This is a genomic window from Streptomyces sp. NPDC039424, from assembly GCF_055639495.1.
Genome location: NZ_JBVKAI010000004.1, coordinates 351,519 through 377,041 on the forward strand (window position 1 = coordinate 351,519; position 25,523 = coordinate 377,041).

Below are 25,523 nucleotides of genomic sequence, written 5' to 3' on the forward strand. Positions count from 1 at the left end.
CTACTCGTACAGGGTCGCCGCTTGCAGAGCTCGGGCGAAGAACGTCCAGTCACCGCCGGGCGGCAACTCCCGGCCGGTGTTGCCGTACCAACCGTCCGCATCGTCGATCCAGGCGGCCAAGGCCTCCAAGAAGCTCGGAAGGTCCACGCTCTCCCATCAGCTTCCTTCGGGACGCCCCTGGTCGCTGTAGTACGTCCGCCGGATGTGCGTGACGAGCGCGGCCTTCTGGATGCCCAGGACTGCCAACACACCCTGCGAATTCAGCAGCTCTCGAGCCCGGCCCGACTCGCCAGTCCGGTGACCAACGGTTCCGCTGATCCGGTGACATCCTCGCCGGCTCCGTCATCCGCCGGGCGTTGGCTGATCTTCCCCGGGTCGAGAACTCCGACGGGCATTCGGCACAGCCCCGCGAAACCCCGGTGACAGCAGGACGAGCTCGGAGTCCACCCTTGATCATCAGGAGGGCGTCCGGGGCGAACCCGCGTTGCGCATCACCCGCTCTGACCAGCAAAAACGCCCTCCCGAAGGAGGGCGGAACGTGGGCGCCCCCGGCAGGACTCGAACCTGCGGCCAAGCGCTTAGAAGGCGCCTGCTCTATCCACTGAGCTACGGGGGCCGGGGACAAGGATAGGGCTCCCGGGTCCTCGTCCCTGTTGCTTCGCCTCCGTGGCTCGATGTGGAGGTTCGGTGAAGCGGTCCTGATAATCGCAGGCAGGTACGAATCGTGCACCGCTTTTGGCGTCCGATACCAGCGGGTGTTGTGCACTCGTTATGCCTGGACTGTGCCCGTGTCCCAGTCGTCCCTTCCGTCCGTTGTGTCCCGTCGGCGCGCAGACATGTCTATATGCTTCAGAATTCCCCTAAAATTGGGCATTCTTCGCATGTGGTGACCTTGGACGTACGGCCTCAGCTGCTCGACGCACTCTCCACCCTGCGCGACCGCGTCGCCGCCGCACGCTTCCCGCTGCCCCTGGCGGGTGCCCCGCGCGCGCGTGCCAACCGCGACGAGCTACTCGCGCAGCTCGACGACTACTTGGTGCCCCGGTTGCGGGAGCCCGAAGCGCCGTTGCTGGCGGTCGTCGGGGGCTCGACCGGGGCAGGCAAGTCGACGCTGGTCAACTCCCTCGTGGGGCGACGGGTCAGCGAGGCCGGCGTGCTGCGGCCGACGACCCGGACGCCGGTACTGGTGTGCAACCCGGAGGACCATCACTGGTTCAGCGGAATGCGGGTGCTGCCCGACCTCACCCGCGTGTGGGTGCCCCAGCAGGACACGGGGGACGACCTCGCGGTCCCGGGGGAGGATCCCGCGCGCGTGCTGCGGATCGAGACCGCCGACAGCCTCCCGCGCGGCCTCGCCCTGCTCGACGCCCCCGACATCGACTCCCTGGTCGCGGACAACCGCGTCCTCGCCGCCGAACTGATCTGCGCGGCCGACATCTGGATCATGGTCACGACGGCCGCCCGGTACGCCGACGCGGTGCCCTGGCATCTGCTGCGGACCGCCAAGGAGTACGACGCCGCACTGGTGACCGTCCTCGACCGGGTGCCCCACCAGGTGGTCTCCGAGGTCTCGCGGCAGTACGGGGCGCTGCTCGCCAAGGCCGGGCTCGGCGAGGTACCCCGCTTCACCGTGCCCGAACTGCCCGAGTCGGCCTGGGGCGGGGGTCTGCTGCCCGGCACCGCCGTCGCGCCGCTGCGGGCCTGGCTCCTGCAGCAGGCGCAGGACTCCGGGTACCGCCAGCGCGTGATGACCCGTACGGCACACGGCGTCCTCGAATCCCTCAAGGCGCGCCTGCCCGAGCTGGCGAGCGCCGCCGCCGCCCAGTACGCGGCCGCCCTGCGGCTCACGGCCGCCGTCGACACCGCGTACGACACCGAGCACGCGCGCGTAAGGGCACGGCTGCAGGGCGGGGCCGTACTCGCCGGGGACGCGCTGAAGCGCTGGCGCGCCTTCCCGCTCGACTGCGCCGCCGGGGAACTCCTCGACGCCCTGGCGGAGAGCCTGGCCGCGCTGCTGCTGTGCTCCGTCACCGCCGCCGACGAACGCGTCGACGACGCCTGGCGGCGCGAGCCCGCCGCGGGCGCCCCGGAACTCACCGACCGGGATCCCTACCTGGAGAGCGCCGAGCACCGTATCGGTATCGCCGTACGGAGGTGGCGGCGCGAACTCGAGGAGTACGCCGAGGACGAGGTGCGCGAGCTCGACCGCAGCGTCGCCCCCGACCCCGAGCTGATCGCCGCCCTGGTCGCCACCGCCCTGCTGGGCGGGCGCCGGGCGCGTTCCGCGGGCGAGGGCCTCGGCGAGCGGATCGGCGCCCACGGCGCGCTGCGGCTGCGCGACCGTGCCGGGCGGCTGCTCACCGACTACGTGGACCGGGTCATGCACGGCGAACGCGAACGCCGCCTCGCCCCGCTCGACGCGCTGGAGATCCATCCCGATCCCCAGGCCGAACTCATCGCCGCGCTGTCCGTACTGCAGAAGGAGAGGTGACCGGTGACCGCCGTCACTGACCACGACCACACGGACCACATGGACCACATGGGCCGTACGGATCACATGGATCACAGGGACCAGGTGCACCACATGAGCCACGTGGACCGAATGGACCTCATGGACCCCATGGGCCCCACGGACCCCATGGATCGCAGCGGGGATGGCGGACCGGAACGCGGAGTGGATCAGGGTACGGATCGCGCAGATCGCATGGATCGCACGGATCGCAACGATCACCTCGACCGCGTGGACGACCCCATGGCTCCCGCTGACGAACCGGCCCTCAGGGACGCGGCGCCCACCCCCGAGGACCACGGCAAAGGTCTCCCCGGAGACGGCGCAGAGCCTGCCGGGAAGGACCAGCCCCAGGCCCCGGCCCATGCCCCGGCCCCGGACGAGGACGGGGACGACGGCGAGGGCAAGGTCGGGCGGGCGGCGGGGCGGACGAAGAGCGGGCAGCGGGACGACGACGGCCCCGAACCGGCGGCGGACGGCGGGGACGTCTGGGACGACGGCCTCATCGCCCGGCGGGTGACCGAGGGCTCCACCGCCGCCGACCAGGTCCCCGGCTTCGAGACCAGGATGCCCGGCGCCCAGCGGGTGACGCCCCTCGCGTACGACGGCCCGCTGCGCTCGCGGCTCGACGCCCTGCGCGAACTGGTCGGGCTCTCCCGTACCCGGCTCGACAGCAAGACGCTCGCCGAGGCGGGCCGGGTCCTCGACGAGGCGGTGGCGCGCCGCAAGCTCTCCGGTCAGCACACCGTCGTCGCCATCGCCGGCGCCACCGGCAGCGGCAAGTCGACGCTGTTCAACGCCCTCGCCGGGGTGACCATCTCGGAGACCGGCGTACGGCGGCCGACCACCGCCGCGCCCATCGCGTGCAGCTGGAGCGACGGCGCGGCGACCCTCATCGACCGGCTCGGGATTCCCGGACGGCTGCGCCGGCGTCCGATGCACAGCCCGGAGACGGAGGCGCAGCTGCGCGGGCTGGTCCTGATCGACCTGCCCGACCACGACTCCGCGGCCGTGGAGCACCGCGAGCAGGTGGACCGCATCCTGCGGCTCGTCGACGCGGTCATCTGGGTCGTCGACCCCGAGAAGTACGCCGACGCGGTGCTCCACGAGCGCTATCTGCGGCCCATGGCGGGCCACGCGGAGGTCATGTTCGTCGTCCTCAACCAGGTCGACCGGCTCCCCGGGGAGGCCGCCGACCAGGTCCTCGACGACCTGCGGCGGCTGCTCGACGACGACGGTGTCGCCCTGGGGGAGTACGGCGAACCGGGCGCGAACGTGCTCGCCCTGTCCGCGCTCACCGGGGACGGCGTGGCCGACCTGCGCGAGGCGCTCGGGGAGTTCGTCACCGAGCGCGGGGCGGCTGCCCGCCGTATCGCGGCCGACGTGGACGCCGCCGCGGACCGGCTGCGGCCCGTGTACGCCACCGGGCGGCGCGCCGGGCTGAGCGAGGAGGCGCGCGAGGAGTTCGCCGCCCGGCTCGCGGACGCCGTGGGCGCCACCGCCGCCGGAGAGGCCGCCGAACGTGTCTGGCTGCGCAACGCCAACCGGGCCTGCGGCACCCCCTGGCTGCGGCTGTGGCGGTGGTCCCAGGGCCGCCGCGAACCCTCCACGGGACGGCTCGCGGTGCGCCCGCCGACGGACGAGGAGGCCACGGCGCGCCAGCGGGTCGAGCAGGCGGTGCGCACGGTGGCCGACCGGGCCTCGGCGGGGTTGCCCGGGCCGTGGGCGCAGGCGGTGCGGGAGGCGGCCGTACGAGGGTCGCAGGGACTGTCCGAGGCGCTGGACGGGCTGGCGTCGCAGGCGGGGCTGCCGTCCGGGCGTCCGCCGCGGCCGGGCTGGTGGCCGGTGGCCGTGATGGTCCAGGCGGCCATGACCCTGCTGCAGATCGTGGGCGGTCTGTGGCTGGTGTGCCAGATCGTCGGCGTCATGGCGCCCAACCTGGGCGTGCCGGTGCTGCTGATGGTGTCCGGCATCGTCGGCGGCCCGCTCGTCGAGTGGAGCTGCCGGATCGCGGCGCGCGGCCCGGCACGGCGGTACGGCCAGGACGCGGAGCGCCGGCTGAGGGAGGCCGCCGCGGGCTGCGGCCGGGCCCAGGTGCTCGATCCGGTGGCCGCGGAGCTGCTGCGCTACCGGGAGGTGCGCGAGCAGTACGTGCGGGTCACCAGGGAGGGCGCCACGGTGGGGTGAGCCCTGTCCCCAAGGGTGTGGATCGCTCGTCCGGGTGACGGACTTTTCCACAGCCGGCCGGTGGTCCACAGCGCTCTGCGGGCCCGGCCCGACGGCTGCAGTCTGTTTCGCAGACGCGGCCGTACGGGACGGGCCCGTACGCGTATCTGCCCGGCGGAAGCGACCGGGCGAGGGAGGGATTCGCGATGAACGAGACGATGGTATGCGCGGTGGGCAACGTGGCGACGCAGCTGGTGTACCGGGAGCTGGCCTCGGGCCCGTCGGTGCGGTTCCGGCTGGCGGTGACCTCGCGCTACTGGGACCGGGAGAAGAACGCCTGGACGGACGGCCACACCAACTTCTTCACGGTGTGGGCCAACCGGCAGCTCGCGGTCAACGCGGCGGCCTCGCTGAACCTGGGAGACCCCGTCGTGGTCCAGGGCAGGCTGAAGGTCCGCGAGGAGACCCGCGACGGGCAGAAGTGGTCCTCCGCGGACCTCGACGCCGTGGCGATCGGCCACGACATGGCCCGCGGCACCTCGGCCTTCCGGCGCGCGGCCAAGCCGGAGGCGGCTATCCCGCGACGACCGGAACCCACCTGGGAGACACCGCCCGCGGACGGCTCCGACGCACCCGCCCAACAGCAGCCGGAGCCCGCTGCGGTGACGTGACGTCAGCCACAGCCGCGATAACGATTCCGAGTCGGATCGGTCATCGGACGATATGACAGCCGAGCGCGGTGCGCTTGATCCATAGGATACCGGGCGTAGCTCTCGGGGCTGCTGATTCTGCTGGTGGGACCGTTCCCCCCACGTCAACGGGTCCTGCTCGAAGGGAATTCTGTGCTTTCTGCGTTCTCTGGGTCCTCGGGGTTCGCCACTGCGTCTACGCGGTCAGCGCGTGGACGCGGGCCGGCCCGACTGGCCGCCGCCGCCCTGGTCTCCGGGCTGGCGGCCACCGGTGTGCTCGCCGGGGCCGGTGCGGCCGCCGCCGACGGGGCGCCGCAGCACCAGGGCGGGGCGACCGCCACCATCGGCGGCCTGAAGACGTACGGCGAGGCCGTGATCCACGAGGACGGCGGCGACCAGCGGGTGTCCGCGGGCCTGTTCGAGATGTCCGTCGAGGGCGGCGGCACCCTGCAGACGTACTGCGTCGACCTGCACAACCCCACGCAGAAGGACGCCAAGTACCAGGAGACGCCCTGGAGCGGCACCTCGCTCGGCACCAACAAGCGGTCCGGCGACATCCGTTGGATCCTGCAGAACTCCTATCCCCAGGTGAACGACCTCGCGGCGCTCGCCGACCGGGCGGGCGCCCGCGGCCTCACCGAGCAGGACGCCGCGGCCGGCACGCAGGTCGCCATCTGGCGCTACTCCGACGGCGCGGACGTCGACGCCGTCGACCCGCAGGCCGAGAAGCTCGCGGACTACCTGGAGAAGAGCGCCCGTTACGTGGCGGAGCCCAAGGCCTCCCTCACCCTCGACCCGCCCGCGGTCTCCGGCCGCCCCGGTGGGCTGCTCGGCCCGGTGACGGTGCACACCAACGCGCGCGGTGTGACGGTGACACCGCCGGCGGACGCGGCGATCACCGGCGTGCGCATCGTCGACAAGACCGGCAAGCCGGTCACCTCGGCCTCGGACGGCAGCCAGCTCTTCTTCGACGTCCCCGAGGACGCCGCGGACGGCTCCGCCGAGCTGACCGTCCAGGCGTCGACCACCGTCCCGGTCGGCCGCGCCTTCACCTCCGACAGCCGCAGCCAGACCCAGATCCTGGCCGGCTCCAGCGAGTCGACGGTCTCCGCCACCGCGAGCGCCGGCTGGGCGGCGAAGGGCGCGATACCGGCCCTGTCGGCCGCCGAGAACTGCGCCAAGGGCACCCTGGACATCACCGCGGCCAACACCGGCGACAAGCCGTTCACCTTCGAACTGATGGAGACCGAGTACACCATCGCCGCGGGCGCCTCCCGCACGGTGGCCATCCCCCTCCAGGAAGACCAGGCCTACGACTTCACCATCACCGGCCCGGGCGGCTTCCAGCAGCGCTTCACCGGCGTCCTGGACTGCAAGACCCAGTCCGCCGAGACCGGTGACGCGGTCCAGACCCTCAGCGAGCCGAGCCCGGCGTCGGTGGGAGGCACAGCCGCCGACACCAACCTCGCCGCGACCGGCGGCTCCTCCATGACCCCCCTGATCGCGGGCGTGGCCATAGGCCTGGTGGTCATCGGCGGCGGCGTACTGCTGATCCTCCGCCACCGGGAAACACCGACGAACCGCTGACGGGCGCGCCCGCCACACGTGGGTGCCCTGGTCAGCGAGGCATGCGTGCTCCGAGTTCTCGTGCCTTCCCGCGCAGTCCCGCCGCCCAGGCTCGGTCCTCGGGCGGAGCGGACATCCCCGTGGTCGCGGAAATCTGCACATCGCCGAGTGCGCCATCCGGGGCAGCTCCGAGCTGTGCCCAGTCCACCCTGATCCCGGCGCGCTCCGCGAGGACCAGCACGGTGGTGGTGAACCCTTCGGAGAGCGCGAGCACTATGGCATGGCTCGCTCTTCGATGCCGCGCCAGCAGGGCGTGGACGAAGATCTCGAAGGTCGCCGGGTCGATCTGGCACTCGTCGTTCTCCATCGGCCCGATACCCGACGAGACTTCCAGCTCCGCCTCGAAGACCGTCACCTGGCGCAGGAACAGACGGGAAGCTCCATTGGAGGGGTTCCACAGGGTCTCGTCGCCCATGTCGAAGTACTGGCTCATCACGGCACCCTTCAGCTGATCATGACAAGGAGCGTATCCAGCCGGATCATCGCCAGCGCCGACGCCGTCCCTGGGCTGTCCGGCGGCGGCGGCGGTCGGCGGGGACGGTCGGGCAGTAGTCGTCGGCAGGGAAAGCGCAGGTCAGGGGGATCGAGCCTTACGCGTTTCCGCGCAGGGGTGGCGGTACGGCAAGATGGGGTGTATCTGCCCACTGCCAGATTTCAAGCTGCCGGACGGTTTCTCTTGGCTGAGTTCATTTACACCATGCGCAAGGCGCGCAAAGCGCACGGCGACAAGGTGATCCTCGACGACGTCACCCTGAACTTCCTGCCGGGGGCGAAGATCGGCGTCGTCGGTCCGAACGGTGCCGGTAAGTCGACCGTGCTGAAGATCATGGCCGGGCTGGAGCAGCCGTCGAACGGCGATGCCTTCATCTCGCCCGGTTACAGCGTCGGCATCCTGATGCAGGAGCCCAAGCTCGACGAGGCGAAGACCGTACTGGAGAACGTCCAGGACGGTGTCGCCGGGATCAAGGGCAAGCTCGACCGGTTCAACGAGATCGCCGAGCTGATGGCCACGGACTACTCCGACGCCCTGCTCGACGAGATGGGCAAGCTGCAGGAGGACCTCGACCATGCGAACGCATGGGACCTCGACGCGCAGCTCGAGCAGGCCATGGACGCGCTGGGCTGCCCGCCCGGGGACTGGCCCGTCACCACCCTCTCCGGTGGTGAGAAGCGCCGCGTCGCGCTGTGCAAGCTGCTCCTCGAGGCGCCCGACCTGCTGCTCCTCGACGAGCCCACCAACCATCTCGACGCCGAGTCCGTGAACTGGCTGGAGCAGCACCTCGCCAAGTACGCGGGAACGGTCGTGGCCATCACCCACGACCGGTACTTCCTCGACAACGTCGCCGAGTGGATCCTCGAACTCGACCGGGGCCGTGCCTACCCGTACGAGGGCAACTACTCCACGTACCTGGAGACCAAGCAGACCCGCCTCAAGGTCGAGGGCCAGAAGGACGCCAAGCGCGCCAAGCGGCTCAAGGAAGAGCTGGAGTGGGTGCGGTCCAACGCCAAGGGACGGCAGGCCAAGTCCAAGGCGCGTCTGGCCCGGTACGAGGAGATGGCCGCCGAGGCCGACAAGATGCGGAAGCTGGACTTCGAGGAGATCCAGATCCCGCCGGGGCCGCGGCTCGGCAACGTCGTCGTCGAGGTGGACAAGCTCAACAAGGCCTTCGGGGAGAAGGTGCTGATCGAGGACCTGTCCTTCACGCTGCCGCGCAACGGCATCGTCGGGGTCATCGGTCCGAACGGCGCCGGCAAGACCACGCTCTTCAAGATGATCCAGGGGCTGGAGACGCCCGACGCCGGCAGCATCAAGGTCGGCGAGACCGTCAAGATCTCGTACGTCGACCAGAGCCGCGAGAACATCGACCCGAAGAAGACGCTCTGGGCCGTTGTCTCCGACGAGCTCGACTACATCAATGTCGGGCAGGTCGAGATGCCCTCGCGGGCGTACGTCTCCGCCTTCGGCTTCAAGGGCCCGGACCAGCAGAAGCCGGCCGGGGTCCTCTCCGGCGGTGAGCGCAACCGGCTCAACCTCGCGCTCACCCTCAAGCAGGGCGGCAACCTGCTGCTCCTCGACGAGCCGACCAACGACCTGGACGTCGAGACCCTGTCCAGCCTCGAGAACGCGCTGCTGGAGTTCCCGGGCTGCGCCGTGGTCGTCTCCCACGACCGGTGGTTCCTGGACCGCGTCGCCACGCACATCCTCGCCTACGAGGGTGACTCCAAGTGGTTCTGGTTCGAGGGCAACTTCGAGTCGTACGAGAAGAACAAGATCGAGCGGCTCGGACCGGACGCCGCGCGTCCGCACCGTGCCACCTACAAGAAGCTGACCCGGGGCTGATCGATCTTGCGTCACATCTACCGCTGCCCGCTGCGCTGGTCGGACATGGACGCGTACGGCCACGTCAACAACGCGGTCTTCATCCGCTACCTGGAGGAAGCCCGCATCGACTTCTTGTTCCGCCCGGAAAAGGAGTTCAAGCAGGGGTCCGTCGTGGCGCGCCACGAGATCGACTACAAGCGGCAGCTCGTCCACCGGCACCACCCGGTGGACGTCGAGCTGTGGGTCACCGAGATCAGGGCCGCGTCCTTCACCATCACCTACGAGGTGAAGGACGACGACCTGGTCTATGTGCGTGCCTCCACGGTGGTCGTGCCGTTCGACTTCGAGGCCGAGCGGCCGCGCCGGATCACCGCGGAGGAGCGCGAGTTCCTCCAGGAGTACATGGACGACGAGGAGAAGGCCGTCGCCGCATGACGGTGCTCCATCTCGCCGACGACGGGGAGGCGGCGGACCTCGCCGCCTTCCTCTCCCGGCTGCTCCACTACGACCGTTCCGCCGCGGTGCGCCTCCAGGCGGCGGGCACCGCGCTCGCCGTGTTCGGGCGACCGCCGTCCTTCGAGGTGCTGGCGATCCGCGCGGTGCGGCTCGCCAAGCCGTACGAGAACGGTCTGGACGTCACCCTCGACGTGACCGTGTCCGCCGGTGAGCTGCTGGAGTCCGTGCACGAGCAGGCGGCCACGGCCGCCGTGCCGGCCGCGGTGACCGGCCCGCCGTGGGCCGGTGTGCTGCCGCCGCGCGGCGGCTGGCGGCCGGAGCCGGGGCTGCCCGCGGTGGACTCCCTGCGCGCGATGGTCGCCGCGGCCGTCGCCGAGTTCCGGGCCCGTACCCAGGACCTGGCGGCGGAGCGCCGGACGCGGACGGAGCTCGACACGATCGGGCGGGACATCTGGTCCCGGACGGTCGGGGAGACCCCGTTGCCGGTGCGGGCCGTGCACGCGGCCCAGTCGCTGGGATTCCTGCGGGCCGCCGGGGCCGGTGAGGTCGGGCTGTTCTCTTCGGGGGCCTGGCTGCGGCTGCGTACGCCGTACGGATCGATCGCGGTACGGCGGAGCGGGCTCGGGGGCCTCGGCATCAGCGTGCGCTGAGCCCGGCCGGCCGTCAGTCCCGTTCGCTGTCGTCCGGCCAGATGCCGATGTGGTCCGGTTCCAGCTCCAGGGCGACGCGGTCGCGCATCCCGAGGGCCTCGGTGTAGTCGGCGGGGAGCTGGAGGCGCCCGGCGCGGTCCAGCATGGCGTACTCGCGGGCGACCACCGTCTCGTGGCCGGTGGCGGCGTCGACCTCGCTGCGGCGCAGGACCTCCGTGGAGGTGCGGCCGTCGCGGATGGCGACCGTGCGGCGGACCTCGCCGGCCACCGCCTGGTCGTGGGTGACGATGACGATGGTGGTGCCGAGGTGTTCGTTCGCCGTGCGGAAGGCGTCGAAGATCTGCGCCGCCGTGCGGGAGTCGAGTTCACCGGTGGGTTCGTCGGCGAGCAGGACCTCCGGGGCGCCCGCGAGGGCGACCGCGATGGCGGCGCGCTGCTGCTGGCCGCCGGACATCTCCTGGGGGCGGCGGTCACGGCAGTCGGCGACCTCCAGCAACTCCAGCAGTTCCAGGGCGCGTTCGGCGTGGGCGCGGCGGCTTCCGCGACGGCGGGCGCCGGCCAGCCGCATCGGCAGGGCCACGTTCTGGGCGGCGGTCAGGTACGGCAGGAGGTTGCGCGAGGTCTGCTGCCAGACGAAGCCGACGACCTCGCGGCGGTAGGCGAGGCGGTCCTTGGCGGTCATGGTGAGCAGGTCGCGGCCGGCCACCCGGGCGGCTCCCGCGGTGGGGGTGTCGAGCCCGGCCAGGATGTTCATCAGCGTGGACTTGCCGCTGCCGGAGGCGCCGACCAGGGCCATGAGCTCGCCCTTGCGGACCAGCAGGTCGAGGCCCTGGAGGGCCTGCACCTCGACGCCGTCCGTGGTGAAGATACGGACGAGACGGTCGCAGGTGATCAGGGCGTCGTGGCCATAGGCGGGGCGGTCGCGGTGTGCGGTGGCCCGGGTGGTCAGGTCGGTGAGGGTGGGGTTCGTCGTCATCGGGTCTCCTGAACGGTGGGCGGTCATCGCGCATCCCCCGCCCTCAGCTCACCCACCGCCCCCCGCCGCCCCGTCCACCAGGCCTGCGCCCCCGCGACCCCCACCGTCACCAGCACGACCGCCACCGCCGGAAGCGTCAGCGACAGCGGGTCGGTCCGCAGTTCGGCCGTGCCGACCGGGGTCTGGGACGAGGCGAGGGCGATGGTGGTGAGGTCGATGCCGGGGGAGAGGAGGCGGGTGGCGGCCCAGCCCGTGAGGGCGCCGCCGGTCGCGGCGAGCAGGGCCTGCGGGAGGGACTCCAGGACGAGGAGGCGGCGGCCCTGGGAACGGGTCAGGCCCATGGTGCGCAGCCGGGCGAGAAGCGCGGCGCGTTCGGGGGCGGCGCGCAGCAGCGCGAGGAGCAGGGCGAGGACGGCGTACCCGGCGCCCGCCGCCACCGCCGCCGTGTACACCCGCTCGGCGCCGGACTGGAGCGGCGAGTCGGCGTACCGGGCCCGTTCCTCGGACCGCAGATGCACGGTGGTCGAGCCGCCCGCGGCACGCCGCAGCGCGCGGGCGTCCACGTGGTCGCCCGTCAGCAGCAGCGCGGTCGGCGGGGCGGCGCCGGAGCCGAGCCCGGCGCGGTCCACGACCAGGAAGTCGGCGCCGGGCAGGGCCGGGGTTCGGTCCCGGACGACGGTGATCCGGACGGTGACCGCGCTGCCGTCCTCCAGCCGGACCGGGAAAGGACGGGTGCCGTATGTCTTCGCGACCGAGGGGGACGCCAGGGCGGGAAGCGGGGCCGTCTTCGCCGCCGGGCGCTGCAGCCGCCCTTCGCCGAAGGCCCCGATCCCCGTCCCGGTCACCAGCTTCCCGTACGTCCCCGGATCCACGCCCACCAGCGGCACCGAGTCCTGCCCGTCCTCCGGCTTCGCCTGGTAGGCGATGCTCACCGCCGCCACCCCGCGCACGCCGGACACGTCGCGGGCCCGGGCGGCGAGGCCGGCCGGCAGCGGGGCGTCGGAGTCGACGCGGGCGTCCGCGCCGACGGTGAGCAGCGCCGCCCGGTCGCGGGCCTCGTCCACGCCCGCCAGGACCGAGCCGCCGAACGCGGCGGTGGTGAGCGCGGTCAGCAGCGCCAGCAGGGGCAGCACGGCGGAGACCGAGGAGCGGGCCGCGCGGGCCAGGGACAGGTGGCCGACCGCCCCGCGCAGCCGTCCGGCCGGGCGGGCCAGCCGGCGCAGCACCAGCGGGTACAGGCGGACCAGCACCAGCGCCGCGATCATCCCCACCAGCACGGGCGCCAGCGCCACCAGTTGGTCCCCGGCGGACCCCGAAGCACCCCGCCTGCGCAGCGCCTCCACGGCCGCCGCCGCCAGCACGAGCAGCGTGAGCTCGGCGACCGTACGGCGCCGGGACGGTCGTACGGACGCCACGTCCTCGCGGGGGCCGGTGACGCGTACGGACCGGTGGGTGAGGGCGGCTCGCAGCGGAAGCGCGGCGCAGGCGGTCACGGTCACGGCGAGGGCGGCGGCGACGGCGTACCCGGGGCGGCCCTCGGGCACGGCGAGCAGCGCGGCCGTGAGGCCGAGCGCGCCCGCGGGCACGGCGACCACGGCCGTCTCGGCGCACAGCCGGCCGGTGAGGCCGGGCAGGGACGCGCCGCGGGCGCGGAGCAGGGCGAGTTCGGCGCGGCGGCGGTCGGCGGTGAGGCCGCCCGCCATGAGCAGGACGACGGCGGCGACCGTGCCGGTGCCGAACGCGGCCACGGCGACCAGCGGGCCGATGCCCGAGCGGAGCCGGGAGAAGGAGGTGAGGACGTCGTCCAGGCCGGTGCCGACTTCGCCGCCGTAGCCGGTGACGGCGCGGGCGCGCTGCAGGCCGGGGCCGGACTCCAGGGCGGCGACGGCGGACCTGAGGCCGCCCAGGTCGCGGGCGTGCAGCCGGTCCAGGCGAGGGGCGAGGTGCCAGTAGCGCTCCGGGTCGCCCGCCGCGCCCAGCATCACGGGGGCCGCCTCCGGGTGCAGCAGCAGGGCGCCGAGCCAGTACTGCTGCGGGTCCGGGCCGGGTGTGGGCACGCTGACCAGGGTCGGGTCGCGCAGCAGGGGCTGGGCCGACCAGTAGGCGCCGGCCGGGTCGCGCGGGGTGAGGATGCCGGTGACGCGGACGGTGAGCGGGCCGCGGGCCACGCCGGGGACGTGGATGACGGCACCGTTCTTGATGTGCAGGCTTTTGGCGGTGGCGGCGGTGACGGCGGCCTCCACCTCGGTGGCCTTCTCGTCCGCCGTGCCGGGCGCGCGCGGCAGCCGGCCCTCGCGCACGGCCGCGTGGTCGGCGAGCCCGCTCTGCGCGAAGAGCGCGACATGGCCGGGCAGACCGGTCGGGCGGGGTATCCATGGCTCGGGCACGGCGGGATGCTCGGTGGTGGCCACGCCGTACGCCGACTGGCCGCGGTCCACCACCAGGGGCCGCTCGACGGCGGTGAGCAGCTTCGCGTGCTGCGCGCGCAACGCCGCCGGGCGCATGGCCGCCGCGCGTTCCTGCGGCGGCATGCCGATGTCCGGCTGCGGGGCGGAGACCCGCACGGTCGTCCGGTCGGGCCGCGCCTGCCGTGCGGCGCGCAGCAGCCCCGCGTCCTCGTACCGGTCGAGGGCACGCGGGAACGCCCCGGCCAGACACGCGGTCACCGCCACCAGCAGCGCGAGCGCGACCGCGGCGAGCGGCGCGGCCCGCAGCCGGGTACGGATCCACGGGGCGATCACGGGCAGGCTCACCTCACTCACCTCCTTGGTTGCGCAGACCGGTCGCCGGATCCGCCCGGCGCAGCGCCAGTACCGCCGTCACCGCCAGCGGCGTGGCCGCGACGGCCGCGAGCAGCACCGCCACCTGGCCGGGCGGCAGCTGGACCAGCAGCTTCGGTACGGGGTGGGTGGCCTCGGCGGTCAGGACGATCAGCGGGAGCACGGCCCGGGTCAGTACGGTGCCCAGGGCGACGCCCACCAGCAGGGCTAGGCCCACCAGGACGCCCTGCTCGGCGGCGACGGTCCGGGCGAGCCGGCGGCGTGGGGCGCCCAGGGCGCGCAGGACGGCGAACTCGGCGGTGCGCTCCCGCAGCGACCCGGTCGCGCTCACCGCGAAGCCGACCGCGGCCAGCGCCGCCGCCACCACGGCCGCCGCGGCGAACGCGGCCTCGGGGCCCGCGCCGAAGGGGTCGTCGCGCAGTTCGGCCGCGATCTCGTCCCGCACCATCACCTGCCCGGGATCGACGTCCGCCAGCGCGCGCACGGCGGCGGCCACCCCGGCCGCGTCGCCCGGCGCGGTGCCGAGCCACCACTCGGTGGGCGTGACGCTCGTGCCGTAGCGCGCCTGCAGCGCCCGGTTCACGGACCGCAGGTCGATCAGGACGGCCCCGCCGTCGCGTTCGCCGGAGTTCGCCGGGTCGGCGGTGGTGGGCAGGGCGCGGACGGACCGGACGATCCGCACCGGCAGGTTCTGGCCGCCGAGGGTGAGCTCGACGCGCTGCCCGGCGCGGGCGCCCGCGGAGCTCAGGAAGCGGTCGGTGGCGAGGGCCGTGACCTCGGGCGCGGCAGGCTGTTCCACCCCCAGCAGCACGGACACCGTGGCGATCGTCCAGATGTTCTTGCCCGGGAGGTACCCGGTGCCGTACTCGACGGTCAGCGGCCGGGCGGAGACCACGCGCGGCCGGGTCGGGCCGGTCTTCGGGTTCTTGATCGCCGCTCCGCCGGTCTGCGCGGACCCGGTCCAGGCGGCCGGGAGGTCCAGCCGCCGCACCGTGCCGTCGGTGCCGGTGGCGGTCAGCTCCGAGACGGTGAGGCGGTGGTGTTCGGCGCGTTCCGCGGGCTGGGTCATGTCGAGACGCAGCCCGGTGAGCGTGGCCGGGCCGGGGGAGGAGGTCAGGTCGAGGGTCAGGGTGTGCGGGCGGCCGTCGGCGGTCAGCTGCCCGAACGGCAGCTCGTACGGCACCCCGTGGCCGTCCTCCAGGGTGGCCGTGACGTCCACCGTTGTCCCCGGGCCCGTCGAACTGCGCACCCCCGCCGTCAGCCGCAGCCGCGCGGTGCCGGCCGGGACCCGGGCTCCGGCCGGGGAGCCCTTCGTCGTCAGCCCGGCCAGCAGCGGCCGTACCGGATCGTCCGCCAGGTCCCGGCGCATCAGCACCTCGTCCGCCGCGTGCGCCGTGTCCAGCGCCAGCACGGTGGCCGTGCGGTCGCCGGACAGCGGCTGCGCGGAGCGGACGGCGGGGGCTGCGTCGCGTACGTGAGGCAGGGCGGCGTAGACCTCGGTGCGGCCGAGTCCGCCGTCCCCGGCGCCGAGCACACGCACCGGCGCGCCCGCCCGGAAGTCGGCCTGGTCGTCCTGCGAACGGTTCCAGGAGGCGCCCTGCCCGATCGCCAGCATGCCGAGCGCCACGGCCAGCACCAGCAGCAGTACCGGCCCCGCGCCCTGCCTCGGACGGCGGCTGAACTGCCAGCCCGCCAGCGCCGCCGACAGCCCCCGCCCGGCCGCCGCCCGCCGCTCGGCGAGCCGCGCCACCGGCGGCAGCAGCCGCAGCGTCAGCACCGTCCCCGCGAGCAGCGCCAGCGCGGGCGCCGCGACCAGCAGCGGATCGATGCCCAGGGCGCCGGTCCGGTCGGCGCCGACGGCACCGGTCGTCTGCCGTTCCAGCTGCCAGTACGCCACCCCGGCCACCAGCAGGAGCCCGATGTCGGCACCGGCGCGCAGGGGAGCGGGCAGCGCCCGGGACCGGCCCGGTCGCAGACCCCCTTCGCCGTACGACAGCGCCGGCGCCGCCACCGCCACCGCGCACCCCAGGGCCACGCCCGCCGCCACCAGCCACACCCCGGTGCGCCCGGTGGCCGCCGTGTCCAGGTGGAGGCCGATGCGGGCCAGTGCGCCCCGCCCGGCCAGCAGCCCGGTCAGCGGGCCGGCGAGCAGCGGGGCGCAGAGCGCGGCGGGCAGCGCGAGCAGCAGCGCCTCCCCGGCGGCCAGGCCCGCGATCCGCGCCCGGGAAGCTCCGCGCGCCCGCAGCAGCCGTGTCTCGCCCGCCCGTTCCGTGCTCAGCAGCCGGGCCACGAGCAGCAGGGCGTATCCGGCGAGCAGGGCCAGCTGGAGCGCGACGACGAGGAGGGTGGAGCGGGAGACGAGCAGCGCGCGGTCGACGCGGTCCAGGACGTCGGGCAGCGAGGTGGTCGCGGCGGTGACCCCGCTCAGCGCGGCGGGCTGCCGCAGCGCGGCGCTCCCCGTGCGGGCCGTGGTGCGCAGCGCGCCGATCCGTCCGGTCGTCACCGCGGCGAAGTCGGCCGACGCCAGCCACGCCGACTGCCCCGCGCTCACCTTCCCGCCGGTGAGGACGGAAGGGTCGGCGAGCAGGGGGCCGTACGTGGTGAAACCGGACTTCTTGATCCCGCGGCCCAGCAGGTCGTCCAGCTGCCAGTACGGCGCGGTCGCCGAGACCGGCCGGTACAGCCCCGTCACCCGGACCCGCACCGGCGGGCCGTCCAGCCGGTCGGCCAGGGTGAGCCGGGCGCCGGGCGCCAGCCCGAGCCGCTGGGCGGCGCTCCGGGGCAGAGCCACCTCTCCCGGCCCGTGCGGTAACCGTCCGGCGACCAGCCGCAGCTGTGTGCGGTCGAGCGCGGCGAAGTAGGTGAGGTCGGGGTCCCCGGAGCGTTCGGCGGGGGGCTGGAGCGAGCGGGGCAGCGCGTACGGGCCGGAGCGCACCAGCGTCCGTACGGTCACCGGCAGCCCGTCGAAGGTCCGCCGGGCGCCTCGGCGTACGGCGGTGTCCGCGGCCGTGCGCCGGTCCGCGGGCACGTCCGCCTTGACGATCAGGGCGGTGTCGGCGGCGTTGCCCGGGTCGGCCAGGGAGTGGCGCAGCGCCGCGTCGCCGATCGCGCCCGAGTACGCCGTGAGTGTCGCCAGCACCGCCGTGGTCAGCAGGACGGTGAGCAGCGCGGCGGCGAGCAGCAGACGGTGCGCCCGCGCGCGCAGGACGACCAACCCCCTCATCCGGTCCCCCCGTTGTCCAGACCTCCGGGCGATGTTGTCAGAGGGGACGGACCGGGGGTAAGCGGTTGTGGGGCGGACTTGACCGGATTGTGACCGCCGGGGGCACCCGGGTGGGCCCCGGCCGGCCGGGTCAGTCAGACGTGTTGATCATCGAGGCGGCGGCGTACGTCAGGTAGTTCCACAGCTGGTGCTCGTGCTCCTCGGACAGGCCCAGCTCGTCGACCGCCTCGCGCATGTGCCGCAGCCAGGCGTCGTGCGCCGCCCGGTCGACGGTGAAGGGGGCGTGGCGCATCCGCAGGCGGGGGTGGCCGCGGTTGTCGCTGTACGTCGTCGGGCCGCCCCAGTACTGGATGAGGAAGAGGGTGAGCCGCTCCTCGGCCGGGCCCAGGTCCTCCTCCGGGTACATCGGCTTGAGCAGCGGATCCCCGGCGACTCCCTGGTAGAAACGGTGGACCAGCCGGCGGAAGGTCTCCTCCCCGCCGACCTGCTCGTAGAAGGTCTTCTCCTGAAGCGTGCCGCGCCGAATCTCTTTCACGTCCCCCATGGTCTCAGACACCCCGGCCGAGGACTCAAGGCTTAGGACCACTCGCCTCCGGCCGCCCGGCGCAGCACAGTGGACGCATGAGCTCGTACGCTCTCGATGACGAGGGGAACCTCGCCGAACTCGCCGCCGCCGCGCGGGCCGCGCTGGTGCGGGAGATCGACGCGAGCCGGGTCTGGGACGACGACCCGGTGTGGCGGGAGGCGTTCGCGGCGGTGCCGCGGCACCTCTTCGTGCCGTACTACTACGTCGGTGTCGTCGGCGGCTACGAGCGCAGATGGGGTGAGAGCCCGGACCCCGAGGCGCGGGAGCGGTGGCTGCGCGGGGCCTACGCCGACACCCCGCTGGCCACCCGGCTGCGCGACGGCGAGCTGGTCTCCTCCAGCAGCCAGCCCTCGCTGATGGCGCAGATGCTCGTCGAACTGCGGGTGGCGGAGGGCGACCGCGTGCTGGAGATCGGCGCGGGCACCGGCTACAACGCGGCCCTGCTCGCCCACCGGCTCGGCGACGGCGAACCGGTCACCACCGTCGACCTGGAGCCGGAGATCACCGAGTCGGCCCGCAGGCACCTGGACGCCGCCGGCTACCACCCGGTCGTGGTGACCGGTGACGGGGCGCGCGGAGTCCCCGAACGCGCTCCGTTCGACCGGATCATCGCCACCTGCGCCCTGCCGTCGGTGCCGCGCGCCTGGCTCGCCCAGTGCCGCCCCGGCGCGCGGATCCTGACGCCGGTCGCCACCGGACTGGTCGCGCTGACCGTACGGGACGCCGGGCATGCCGAGGGCAACTTCCTGGCCACGCCCGCCTTCTTCGTCCCGCTGCGCGGCGGGCACCGGCCCGAGCCGGGGCCGGAGTCCCTGGAGGGGCTGCCGGGCCGGGCCCGTCGGCAGGAGCTCTTCCGCTTCCTGCTGGCGCTGAGCCGGGGCGACCTCGATCCCCAGGAGGCGTACGCGCTGTGGGAACGCGAGGGCATGCCGCGGCGCGAGCGGTACGGGATCACGGTCGTCGGCGACCGCGAGTGGGCCTGGCTGGACGACCCGGAGGGGCCGTACACCTGGCCCCTCCCCTGAGCGTCCGCGCTTATCCGCGCCGGATGGTGATCGTCGTCCAGGCGCCCACGTGCACCCGGTCGCCGTCCTGCAGCGGCACCGGCACGTAGGGCTGGATCGGTTCCTCGGAGCCGTTGACCGTGGTGCCGTTGGTCGAGTTCTGGTCGACGACCGCCCAGCTGCCGTCCGGCTGCTGCACCAGCACCGCGTGCTGGTGCGAGACGCCCGGGTCCTCCGGCGGCACCGACAGGTCGATGTCGGGGGTGTCGCCGGTGGAGTGCCGGCGGCGGCCGATGGTGACCTGGTTGCCGCTGAGCGTGCGCTGCTGCTCGGGCGAGTACGCGGGCAGGTTCAGGCCCGTGGCCTCGGGGCCGGAGCGCTGCATCATCGCCATGAAGTACTCGCGGTCCGGGCCGATGGTCGCCGTCCAGGTGGCCGGTCCCTGCGGGGCCTGCGGCGCCTGCGGGTAGCCGGACGGGGCCTGGGTGGCGCCGGGCTGCGGATAGCCGTAGCCGCCGCCCGGGCTGGAGCCCGACGGCGGGGAGATGACCCAGTCGTCGTCACCGCCGCCGAAGGACGGATTGCCCGCCGGGGGCCGGCGGGTCTCCTGCGGGAAGGCGGGCGGGGCGGGCGGAGCGGCCTGCTGGAACCCGGGCGGGGGACCACCGGCCGTGCCACCGGGCCCGGCGGGCGGGCCGGGCGGCGGCGCGGCGGGCCGTGACGGATCGCCGCCGAAGCCGCCGGGGCCGCCAGGGCCGCCGAAGCCGCCAGGACCACCGGGGCCGCCAGGACCACTGGGGCCACCGGGGCGGGGACCACCGGGGTGGCCGGGGCCGGGGCCGCCGGGGCCGGACGGGTCACGGCCGAAGGGCGGGGGGCCGCCGGGATTCTGGCCGCCGAAACCGGACGGGCCGGGACCGCCCGGACCACCCTGGCCGGGGCCGCCGGGACCGCGGTCGCCACCGAAACCCGAGGGACCGGGGCCCTGCCCGGGCCCCTGCCGGGGGCCACCCGGGCCGCGCTCACCGCCGAACGGCGTCGGTCCCGACGGCTCGCTGCCGAAGGGGTTCGGCGGGATCGGCTCGGCGGGACGGTTCATCTGGGACGGGCGCGAGCCCTGGTACTCGTACGAGTCGCCGCCGCCGTAGGACGGGCCGGGCTGCTGGTAGCGGGGGGCGGACGGGCCGGGCGCGGTCGGGCGCGGGGCGGCCGGGGTGTACGAGGTCGCCGTGTTGGTCAGGAAGTTCCAGCGGCACTCCTCGCAGAACGGCGCACCGCCCTCGCGGGGCGTGCGGCACTGCGGGCAGAGCTCCGGCTCGTGGTTCGGCACGGAGGACAGCGGGCGCCCGCCGGGCCGGCCGCCCTGACCGGGAGGCGGCGGCGGGAACCCGTAGCCGCCGCCGGTCGGGGGCGGCGGCGGAGGGGGCGGAGGTACGGCACCGGCCATGCGGTGACCGCAGACCTCGCACCAGTCGTCGGAACCCGACTGGTGTCCGTTCGGGCAGGTCGGCATGTCGGCGCTTCCCCCTCTCTCGCAGGGTCCTGCTGAGTCGGTTCTGAGTCGTTTCCGACTCGTTCTATGTCACTTCTTTACACGAACAGTCTTTGTGGACCGTGTCTCGAGAGTCATCTCGTCGGCCTCCGCGACCTTCGCCTTCAGTCGCACAGTACCTGTCGCGGCGTCGACCACGTCCACCACCTTCGCAAGCAGTTTCGCAGTATCCGCGTTCCCGGAGGCACTGGCGAGCTGAACGGCCCGCCCCAGTTTGGCCGTTGCTCCATCGGAATCGCCCGCTTTGCGCAGATCGAGCCCCTGCTGGATGACCTGTGCCAGTTCGGCCTGCCCGGTGTAGTGCGCGACCTGCGGGTTGATCGAGGTGGAGGCGGTCATGTCGTCGGTCCACACGGCCCGTACGAGGCCCGGTGCGCCGAGGTTCTGCACCGATCCGTCGGGCTGCGGAACGACCAGCGAGACCCGGGCGGCCAGCATCTCCTGGCCGATGCTCGCGGCCGGGACCTCGACGCACACGTGGTAGTCACGTGACTCGTCTCCCCAGGAGCCGGTGGGGTAGTCCCCGGCGCGCGGGCCCGCCTCGGTGCGGCGGTCGGTCAACTCCTCGACCGTGGGCGCGACTTGCTTGACGAACTTGATGGTGGTGCCGACCGGCGTCCACAGTCTGAGGGCGACGTCCGCGACCTCCTTGCCCATCGCCGTCTCCATCATCCGCGTGAAGTCGGCGGCGAGAGCGGCCGGGTCGGCGACGATGTCGGCGGTGCCGAGCAGCGCGGAGGCGATCGCTGTGACTTCTTTCACTTCCCAGTCGGTGCCCACGCCGCGCGCGTCACAGGTGTACCGGCCCGCGCACTCGTCGAGGGCGGCCTTGAGGTCCTCCGGCGACTCGTGCTCGTTGCGGCCGTCGGTGAGCAGGATGCCGTGCCGGATCGCGACGTCCGCCGAGGACAGCAGGCGGTCGGCGAGCCGCAGCCAGGTGCCGATGGCCGTACCGCCGCCCGCGCTCAGCCTGCGCAGCGCCTGCTTGGCCTGCTCCCGGGTGGTGGCGTCGGCCACCGCGAGCCGGCCGCCACCCGGGTAGACCTCCTTGGCCACGTGCGTGCCGCCGACCACCGCGAAGTGCGTGCCGTCGCGCAGGGTGTCGATCGCGGCGGCCGTGGCGTCGCGGGCGTTGCGCATCTTGGTCGGCGGGTAGTCCATCGACCCCGAACAGTCGACCATGATCGCCACGCCGGCGGACGGGCCCTGGCCGGGGCCGTACAGGTGGGGTGCCGCCACCGCGGCGCCGATGGTCCCGCCGCCGGTCGCGGTCACCGTGACGATCGCGTTGACCTCGCGGCCGCCCTCCGGCAGGTACTCGTTCTGGTACACGTCCACCGAGAACTGGGGCACGTTCGGCTTCGAGAAATTGGCCATGACTGCTCTGATCCCCCTCTGAACCCACGATCCGTGGGCGAAGACTGTATGCGGACCGGTCCCCTCCGGCCCGCTGAGGCTGCCTGCTCGCGCGGCCTCCCGGCCCGCCGCCTCAGGCGGATCCTGCCCCCTGCGACGGGGCCGGGAACGGCAGGACCGCCACTGTTACGTTGTCGTGGCCCCCGCCGTCCAGGGCGTGGCCGACCAGCACCCGGGCGCTGTGCAGCGGGCGCGCGGCGGCGTCGAGGGGGACGACCTCGGACATCTCCTCGGCCGTCTCCGCGTAGTTCCACAGGCCGTCCGTGCACACCACCACCACACCGGGCCGGTCCGGCTTGAAGGAAGCGGTGTGCGGCTCCAGTTCGTAGGCGTCCGCGCCGAGCCAGCCGGTGATGGCGTGGGCGCGCTCGTCGGCGTACGCCTCCGCCTCGCTCATCAGGCCCGCGGCGACCATCTGCGCGGCCCAGGAGTCGTCCTCGGTGAGCCGGGCCGAGGGTGCGGCGCGGTCCAGCGGCACCCAGTAGGCGCGGCTGTCGCCGACCCAGCCGACGACCAGCAGGCCGGAGGTGACCACCGCGCCGACGATCGTGCAGGCGGGGGCGTTCTGGTGCACGGCGTGCTCGCGGGCCGCGACGGGCTCCTCGGCGAGGGCGTTGACCGCCTGCGAGGCGGCGACGATCGCGTCGTGCATGGCCTGCTGCGGGTGCGTGCCGTGCGGCAGGGCGGCCAGCAGCGTCTCGCCCGCCGCCCGGGACGCGGCCAGCGAGGCGTCGTCGGGGCGGGTCGCCGAGGAGACGCCGTCGCATACGATCGCCAGCATCGCGGGCGAGCCGTCGGGCAGCGCCGTGTGGCCGACGGTGAAGGCGTCCTCGTTGCGATGGTGGCGCAGTCCGCGGTCGCTGACGGCGGCGACCGGGCCGGACTCCTGCTCCATGTGGTCGCGTTCGCGGGGCTGGGCATGCCCGCAGTTCTCGCAGTAGCCGTCGCTGTCCACGCGGCCCGCCCGGCAGGCGACACACACCTTGGCCTCCTCGGCCGGGCCCGCGGCGTCGGCCGCCACCCGGGGGTCCGGCGCCTGCAACGGGTAGTCCTCGGGCTGCGGCGGCCGGTCGAACCGCACACCGGAGGCCGGGGCAGGGGGAGCGGGCGGGGCGGCCGGGGGCGGGGGGACCGCCGGTGGCGCGGGCGTGCCCGGCGGCAGCGCGGAGCCGCCCGAGTCGGTGCCCGGGAGGTCCGTCGGCAGGTGCGCCGCCGGCGGAGTGGCGGAGCCGTCCGGGGGCTGTGCGACGGGCCAGGCCGCGTTCGGGCCGGGCGCGCCCGAGCCGTTCATGGTGAGCGTCGGGTGGTCCTGCGGCGGCGCGGGCACCACCGACAGGTCGTACCCGCACACACCGCAGAAACGGTCGTCCGACTCGAGCGGCTCCGCGCAGTTGGGGCACTGCGACAGTGCGGCCTGCTGGGGCATCTGCGACATCAACTACACCCACGTCCGGGGGCGGTAACGGTTGGCCCGTTCCACCAGGTCGATCCTCTCCTCGCCGCCGGGCGCGAGCCGGGCCAGCGTGCGGTACGCGCGTTCCAGGCCGAAACGGAGTCCCCGCTCGTCCAGACCGCTGCCGAGCAGCACCCGGCCGCCCGTGGCGGGCTGGGCGCCCTGACCTTGGGAGAGTATCCAGTCGAGCGCGCTGCCGAGCACTTCCGCCGACAACTGCTCGCGCCGTGCCGGGTCCAGACCGTACGCCTGAAGCGCCTCCACCTGGGCCGCGGCGGCCGTCAGGTCCTCCAGGAACGGTACGTCGGACGCGGTCGCCGCGCGCTGCCGGAGCCGGGCCCGAACGGCGGCCACCCGCGCGGCCGTGTAGTGGATGGAGGACTCCGGCACCGACTCCAGCGTGCGGACCGCCCCCCGCCGGTCCCCGGCCGCCAGCTGGACGCGGGCCAGGCCGAACGCGGCGCTGACATGGCTCGGGTCGGTCGACCACACCAGGCGGTAGTACTCGGCGGCGTTGTCGAGCTGGCCGAGCACCTCCGCGCACAGGCCGAGCGCCAGCTTGGGCGCGCTCTCGCCGGGGAAGGCGTCGTAGATCGCGTCGAAGGAGAGCGCGGCGCCCTCGAAGTCCCCGGTGGCCAGCGCGGCCACGCCCCGGTACCAGACCACCCGCCAGTCGTCGGGCCGCTCCTCCTCCAGCTTCGCCAGGGACATCAGCGCGGTGTCGTAGTCGCCGTGCTCCAGCCGCGCGCGGATCTGCATCAGCCGCGTCTCCACGGTCTGCTGCGGCGCCGCAGCCAGCGCGCCGATCAGCTCGCCCGGCGCGGAGGCCATCAGGCCCGCCAGGAAACCGGCGTTGGGGTCGGTCGGGTCGACGTGCGGCACCGGCAGCGCGAGGGCGGCGGCGGGTGTGTGGACGGTCTTGACGATGCCGGGGACGGCGCCCGTGGAGCCGTTGACCGCGGGGGAGCCGGCGGCGCCGCCCTTCACCCGCGGCGCTCTCGCCCCGAGCAGCGACACGTCCCCGGCCGGCTTCGGGAACAACTCCGTGTCGGTGACCTTCACCTCGGGCCCGAACAGCGTCGACAGCGCGGGCCGGGGCCGTCCCGTCTGCAGGGACACGACCTCCCGCAGCACGCCCGTGAGCTGCTCGGCCATCTCCTGCGCGGAGGCGAACCGGCGGGCCGGGTCGGGGTCGGTGGCGCGGACCAGCAGGCGGTAGAAGGACTCGTACTGCCGGAAGACCTCGATGTTGTCCGGGTCGGGCAGGGAGTCCACGAAGACGTTGGTGTACCCCTGGAAGTCGAAGGTGAGGACCGCGAGCGTACGGCCCACCGTGTACAGGTCGGACGCCACCGACGGACCGGCCTCGGCGACCTCCGGGGCCTGGTAGCCCACCGTGCCGTAGATCGCCGACTCCTCGTCGTCCATGCGGCGCACCGCGCCCATGTCGATCAGCTTGAGCTGGTCCTCGGTCTGGATGGCGTTGTCGACCTTGAAGTCGCAGTACAGCAGGTTGCGGCTGTGCAGATGGCCGAGCGCCTCCAGGGCCTCGATGCCGTACGCGCAGGCCTGTTCCACCGGCAGCGGGTCACGCCTGCCGTCCGCCGTGCGGCGGGCGTTGGCGATCTCCTTCAGCGACTTGCCGCCCACGTACTCCATGACGATGTAGCCGTCGAGGGAGCCGGTGCGCTGGTCGAGGTGCTCCACGAAGTTGTAGATCCGCACGATGTTGGCGTGCTCGATCTCCGCGAGGAAGCGCCGCTCGGAGATCGCGGCGGCCATCGCGTCCTGGTCGCCGGTGTCCAGCAGGCCCTTGAGCACCACCCACCGGTCGGAGACCGCGCGGTCCACCGCGAGGTAGATCCAGCCCAGGCCGCCGTGCGCCAGACAGCCCACGACCTCGTACTGGCCGTGCACCACGTCCCCGGACTTCAGCTTCGGCACGAAGGAGTACGGGTTGCCGCACTTGGTGCAGAAGCCCTCCGTGCGCCCGGGGCGCTCCCCGCGCGCCCGCCCGACCGGCGCCCCGCAGTCCGAGCGCGAGCAGAACCGCTTGCGCTCGGGCACCTCCGGGTTCTCCAGCACCATCGCGCGCGGGTCGGGCCGCGGCACCT

18 protein-coding genes, 1 tRNA gene and 1 pseudogene are annotated in these 25,523 nt (G+C 73.8%); 8 read left to right on the forward strand and 12 right to left on the reverse strand.

All coding sequences use genetic code 11. The features are described from left to right. The 3 genes and pseudogenes from ACZ7L0_RS12915 to ACZ7L0_RS12925 form a co-directional block, all read right to left on the reverse strand. Positions 1–147 (reverse strand): DUF7660 family protein, encoded by a 147-nt coding sequence (locus ACZ7L0_RS12915; RefSeq protein WP_471242488.1) that lies wholly within the window; start codon positions 145–147, stop codon positions 1–3. Positions 148–168: 21 nt separating this feature from the next. Beyond that, a pseudogene (locus tag ACZ7L0_RS12920) lies at positions 169–243 on the reverse strand (GntR family transcriptional regulator); the annotation flags it as partial. 300 nt (positions 244–543) lie between these two features. Continuing rightward, positions 544–616: transfer RNA gene (locus ACZ7L0_RS12925), tRNA-Arg, on the reverse strand. Positions 617–883: 267 nt separating this feature from the next. Between ACZ7L0_RS12925 and ACZ7L0_RS12930 the strand changes: the two genes are divergently transcribed. The 4 genes from ACZ7L0_RS12930 to ACZ7L0_RS12945 all read left to right on the forward strand — a co-directional run bounded on the left by ACZ7L0_RS12930 (position 884) and on the right by ACZ7L0_RS12945 (position 6,951). After that, the gene (locus tag ACZ7L0_RS12930; RefSeq protein ID WP_471242489.1) at positions 884–2,491 is read left to right on the forward strand and encodes a dynamin family protein; all 1,608 of its coding nucleotides are present in this window, start codon (positions 884–886) and stop codon (positions 2,489–2,491) included. A 213-nt stretch (positions 2,492–2,704) separates the two neighbouring features. Then, complete coding sequence (locus ACZ7L0_RS12935) at positions 2,705–4,696, forward strand: YfjP family GTPase (protein WP_471242490.1); 1,992 nt, start codon at positions 2,705–2,707, stop codon at positions 4,694–4,696. Positions 4,697–4,881: 185 nt separating this feature from the next. Further along, on the forward strand, positions 4,882–5,346 hold the full coding sequence (locus ACZ7L0_RS12940) for a single-stranded DNA-binding protein (protein WP_471242491.1): 465 nt from the start codon (positions 4,882–4,884) through the stop codon (positions 5,344–5,346). A gap of 171 nt (positions 5,347–5,517) precedes the next feature. Continuing rightward, positions 5,518–6,951: a Cys-Gln thioester bond-forming surface protein gene (locus tag ACZ7L0_RS12945; protein WP_471242492.1), complete on the forward strand. Its 1,434-nt coding sequence runs from the start codon at positions 5,518–5,520 to the stop codon at positions 6,949–6,951. Between the two features lie 31 nt (positions 6,952–6,982). On the opposite strand, the gene ACZ7L0_RS12950 is transcribed toward ACZ7L0_RS12945, so the two are convergent. Further along, positions 6,983–7,423, reverse strand: coding sequence for a DUF6086 family protein (locus ACZ7L0_RS12950; protein ID WP_471242493.1), 441 nt, complete (start codon positions 7,421–7,423; stop codon positions 6,983–6,985). Between the two features lie 243 nt (positions 7,424–7,666). Between ACZ7L0_RS12950 and ettA the strand changes: the two genes are divergently transcribed. The 3 genes from ettA to ACZ7L0_RS12965 are packed head-to-tail and all read left to right on the forward strand — an operon-like array spanning position 7,667 to position 10,419. After that, entirely contained in the window at positions 7,667–9,331 is a 1,665-nt protein-coding gene (gene ettA, locus ACZ7L0_RS12955) for an energy-dependent translational throttle protein EttA (RefSeq protein ID WP_471242494.1), read from the forward strand. A gap of 6 nt (positions 9,332–9,337) precedes the next feature. Then, on the forward strand, positions 9,338–9,748 hold the full coding sequence (locus ACZ7L0_RS12960; RefSeq protein WP_471242495.1) for an acyl-CoA thioesterase: 411 nt from the start codon (positions 9,338–9,340) through the stop codon (positions 9,746–9,748). Then, positions 9,745–10,419: a DUF8185 domain-containing protein gene (locus ACZ7L0_RS12965; RefSeq protein WP_471242496.1), complete on the forward strand. Its 675-nt coding sequence runs from the start codon at positions 9,745–9,747 to the stop codon at positions 10,417–10,419. Before ACZ7L0_RS12960 ends, ACZ7L0_RS12965 begins: the two co-directional genes overlap by 4 nt. A 13-nt stretch (positions 10,420–10,432) precedes the next feature. Here ACZ7L0_RS12965 and ACZ7L0_RS12970 read toward each other — a convergent pair whose 3' ends face one another. The 4 genes from ACZ7L0_RS12970 to ACZ7L0_RS12985 form a co-directional block, all read right to left on the reverse strand. Then, positions 10,433–11,395, reverse strand: a complete 963-nt coding sequence (locus tag ACZ7L0_RS12970; protein WP_471242497.1) for an ABC transporter ATP-binding protein — start codon at positions 11,393–11,395, stop codon at positions 10,433–10,435. A 23-nt stretch (positions 11,396–11,418) separates the two neighbouring features. Continuing rightward, positions 11,419–14,157 carry an FtsX-like permease family protein gene (locus tag ACZ7L0_RS12975; RefSeq protein ID WP_471242498.1) on the reverse strand — a complete coding sequence of 913 codons (2,739 nt, stop codon included), beginning with the start codon at positions 14,155–14,157 and terminating at the stop codon, positions 11,419–11,421. Beyond that, positions 14,150–17,398 carry an FtsX-like permease family protein gene (locus tag ACZ7L0_RS12980; protein ID WP_471242499.1) on the reverse strand — a complete coding sequence of 1,083 codons (3,249 nt, stop codon included), beginning with the start codon at positions 17,396–17,398 and terminating at the stop codon, positions 14,150–14,152. Before ACZ7L0_RS12980 ends, ACZ7L0_RS12975 begins: the two co-directional genes overlap by 8 nt. A gap of 130 nt (positions 17,399–17,528) precedes the next feature. Further along, on the reverse strand, positions 17,529–17,942 hold the full coding sequence (locus tag ACZ7L0_RS12985) for a globin (RefSeq protein WP_471242500.1): 414 nt from the start codon (positions 17,940–17,942) through the stop codon (positions 17,529–17,531). A gap of 77 nt (positions 17,943–18,019) precedes the next feature. Between ACZ7L0_RS12985 and ACZ7L0_RS12990 the strand changes: the two genes are divergently transcribed. Continuing rightward, on the forward strand, positions 18,020–19,009 hold the full coding sequence (locus ACZ7L0_RS12990; RefSeq protein WP_471242501.1) for a methyltransferase domain-containing protein: 990 nt from the start codon (positions 18,020–18,022) through the stop codon (positions 19,007–19,009). Between the two features lie 10 nt (positions 19,010–19,019). On the opposite strand, the gene ACZ7L0_RS12995 is transcribed toward ACZ7L0_RS12990, so the two are convergent. The 4 genes from ACZ7L0_RS12995 to ACZ7L0_RS13010 form a co-directional block, all read right to left on the reverse strand. Then, complete coding sequence (locus ACZ7L0_RS12995; RefSeq protein WP_471242502.1) at positions 19,020–20,501, reverse strand: FHA domain-containing protein; 1,482 nt, start codon at positions 20,499–20,501, stop codon at positions 19,020–19,022. Between the two features lie 69 nt (positions 20,502–20,570). Continuing rightward, positions 20,571–21,917: a vWA domain-containing protein gene (locus ACZ7L0_RS13000; RefSeq protein ID WP_471242503.1), complete on the reverse strand. Its 1,347-nt coding sequence runs from the start codon at positions 21,915–21,917 to the stop codon at positions 20,571–20,573. A 112-nt stretch (positions 21,918–22,029) separates the two neighbouring features. Further along, positions 22,030–23,391 (reverse strand): PP2C family serine/threonine-protein phosphatase, encoded by a 1,362-nt coding sequence (locus tag ACZ7L0_RS13005; RefSeq protein WP_471242504.1) that lies wholly within the window; start codon positions 23,389–23,391, stop codon positions 22,030–22,032. Positions 23,392–23,394: 3 nt separating this feature from the next. After that, positions 23,395–25,521 (reverse strand): serine/threonine-protein kinase, encoded by a 2,127-nt coding sequence (locus ACZ7L0_RS13010; RefSeq protein ID WP_471242505.1) that lies wholly within the window; start codon positions 25,519–25,521, stop codon positions 23,395–23,397. Positions 25,522–25,523 lie beyond the last annotated feature (2 nt).

What these genes read in the sequence shown, in the direction of transcription:
- ACZ7L0_RS12990 (WP_471242501.1), top strand. Translation starts at nt 18,020, where the DNA reads ATGAGCTCGTACGCTCTCGATGACGAGGGGAACCTCGCCGAACTCGCC.
- ACZ7L0_RS12950 (WP_471242493.1), bottom strand. Translation starts at nt 7,423, where the DNA reads ATGAGCCAGTACTTCGACATGGGCGACGAGACCCTGTGGAACCCCTCC.
- ACZ7L0_RS12965 (WP_471242496.1), top strand. Translation starts at nt 9,745, where the DNA reads ATGACGGTGCTCCATCTCGCCGACGACGGGGAGGCGGCGGACCTCGCC.
- ACZ7L0_RS12935 (WP_471242490.1), top strand. Translation starts at nt 2,705, where the DNA reads ATGGATCGCACGGATCGCAACGATCACCTCGACCGCGTGGACGACCCC.
- ACZ7L0_RS12995 (WP_471242502.1), bottom strand. Translation starts at nt 20,501, where the DNA reads ATGCCGACCTGCCCGAACGGACACCAGTCGGGTTCCGACGACTGGTGC.
- ACZ7L0_RS12970 (WP_471242497.1), bottom strand. Translation starts at nt 11,395, where the DNA reads ATGACGACGAACCCCACCCTCACCGACCTGACCACCCGGGCCACCGCA.
- ACZ7L0_RS12985 (WP_471242500.1), bottom strand. Translation starts at nt 17,942, where the DNA reads ATGGGGGACGTGAAAGAGATTCGGCGCGGCACGCTTCAGGAGAAGACC.
- ACZ7L0_RS13000 (WP_471242503.1), bottom strand. Translation starts at nt 21,917, where the DNA reads ATGGCCAATTTCTCGAAGCCGAACGTGCCCCAGTTCTCGGTGGACGTG.
- ACZ7L0_RS12940 (WP_471242491.1), top strand. Translation starts at nt 4,882, where the DNA reads ATGAACGAGACGATGGTATGCGCGGTGGGCAACGTGGCGACGCAGCTG.
- ACZ7L0_RS13005 (WP_471242504.1), bottom strand. Translation starts at nt 23,391, where the DNA reads ATGTCGCAGATGCCCCAGCAGGCCGCACTGTCGCAGTGCCCCAACTGC.
- ACZ7L0_RS12980 (WP_471242499.1), bottom strand. Translation starts at nt 17,398, where the DNA reads ATGAGGGGGTTGGTCGTCCTGCGCGCGCGGGCGCACCGTCTGCTGCTC.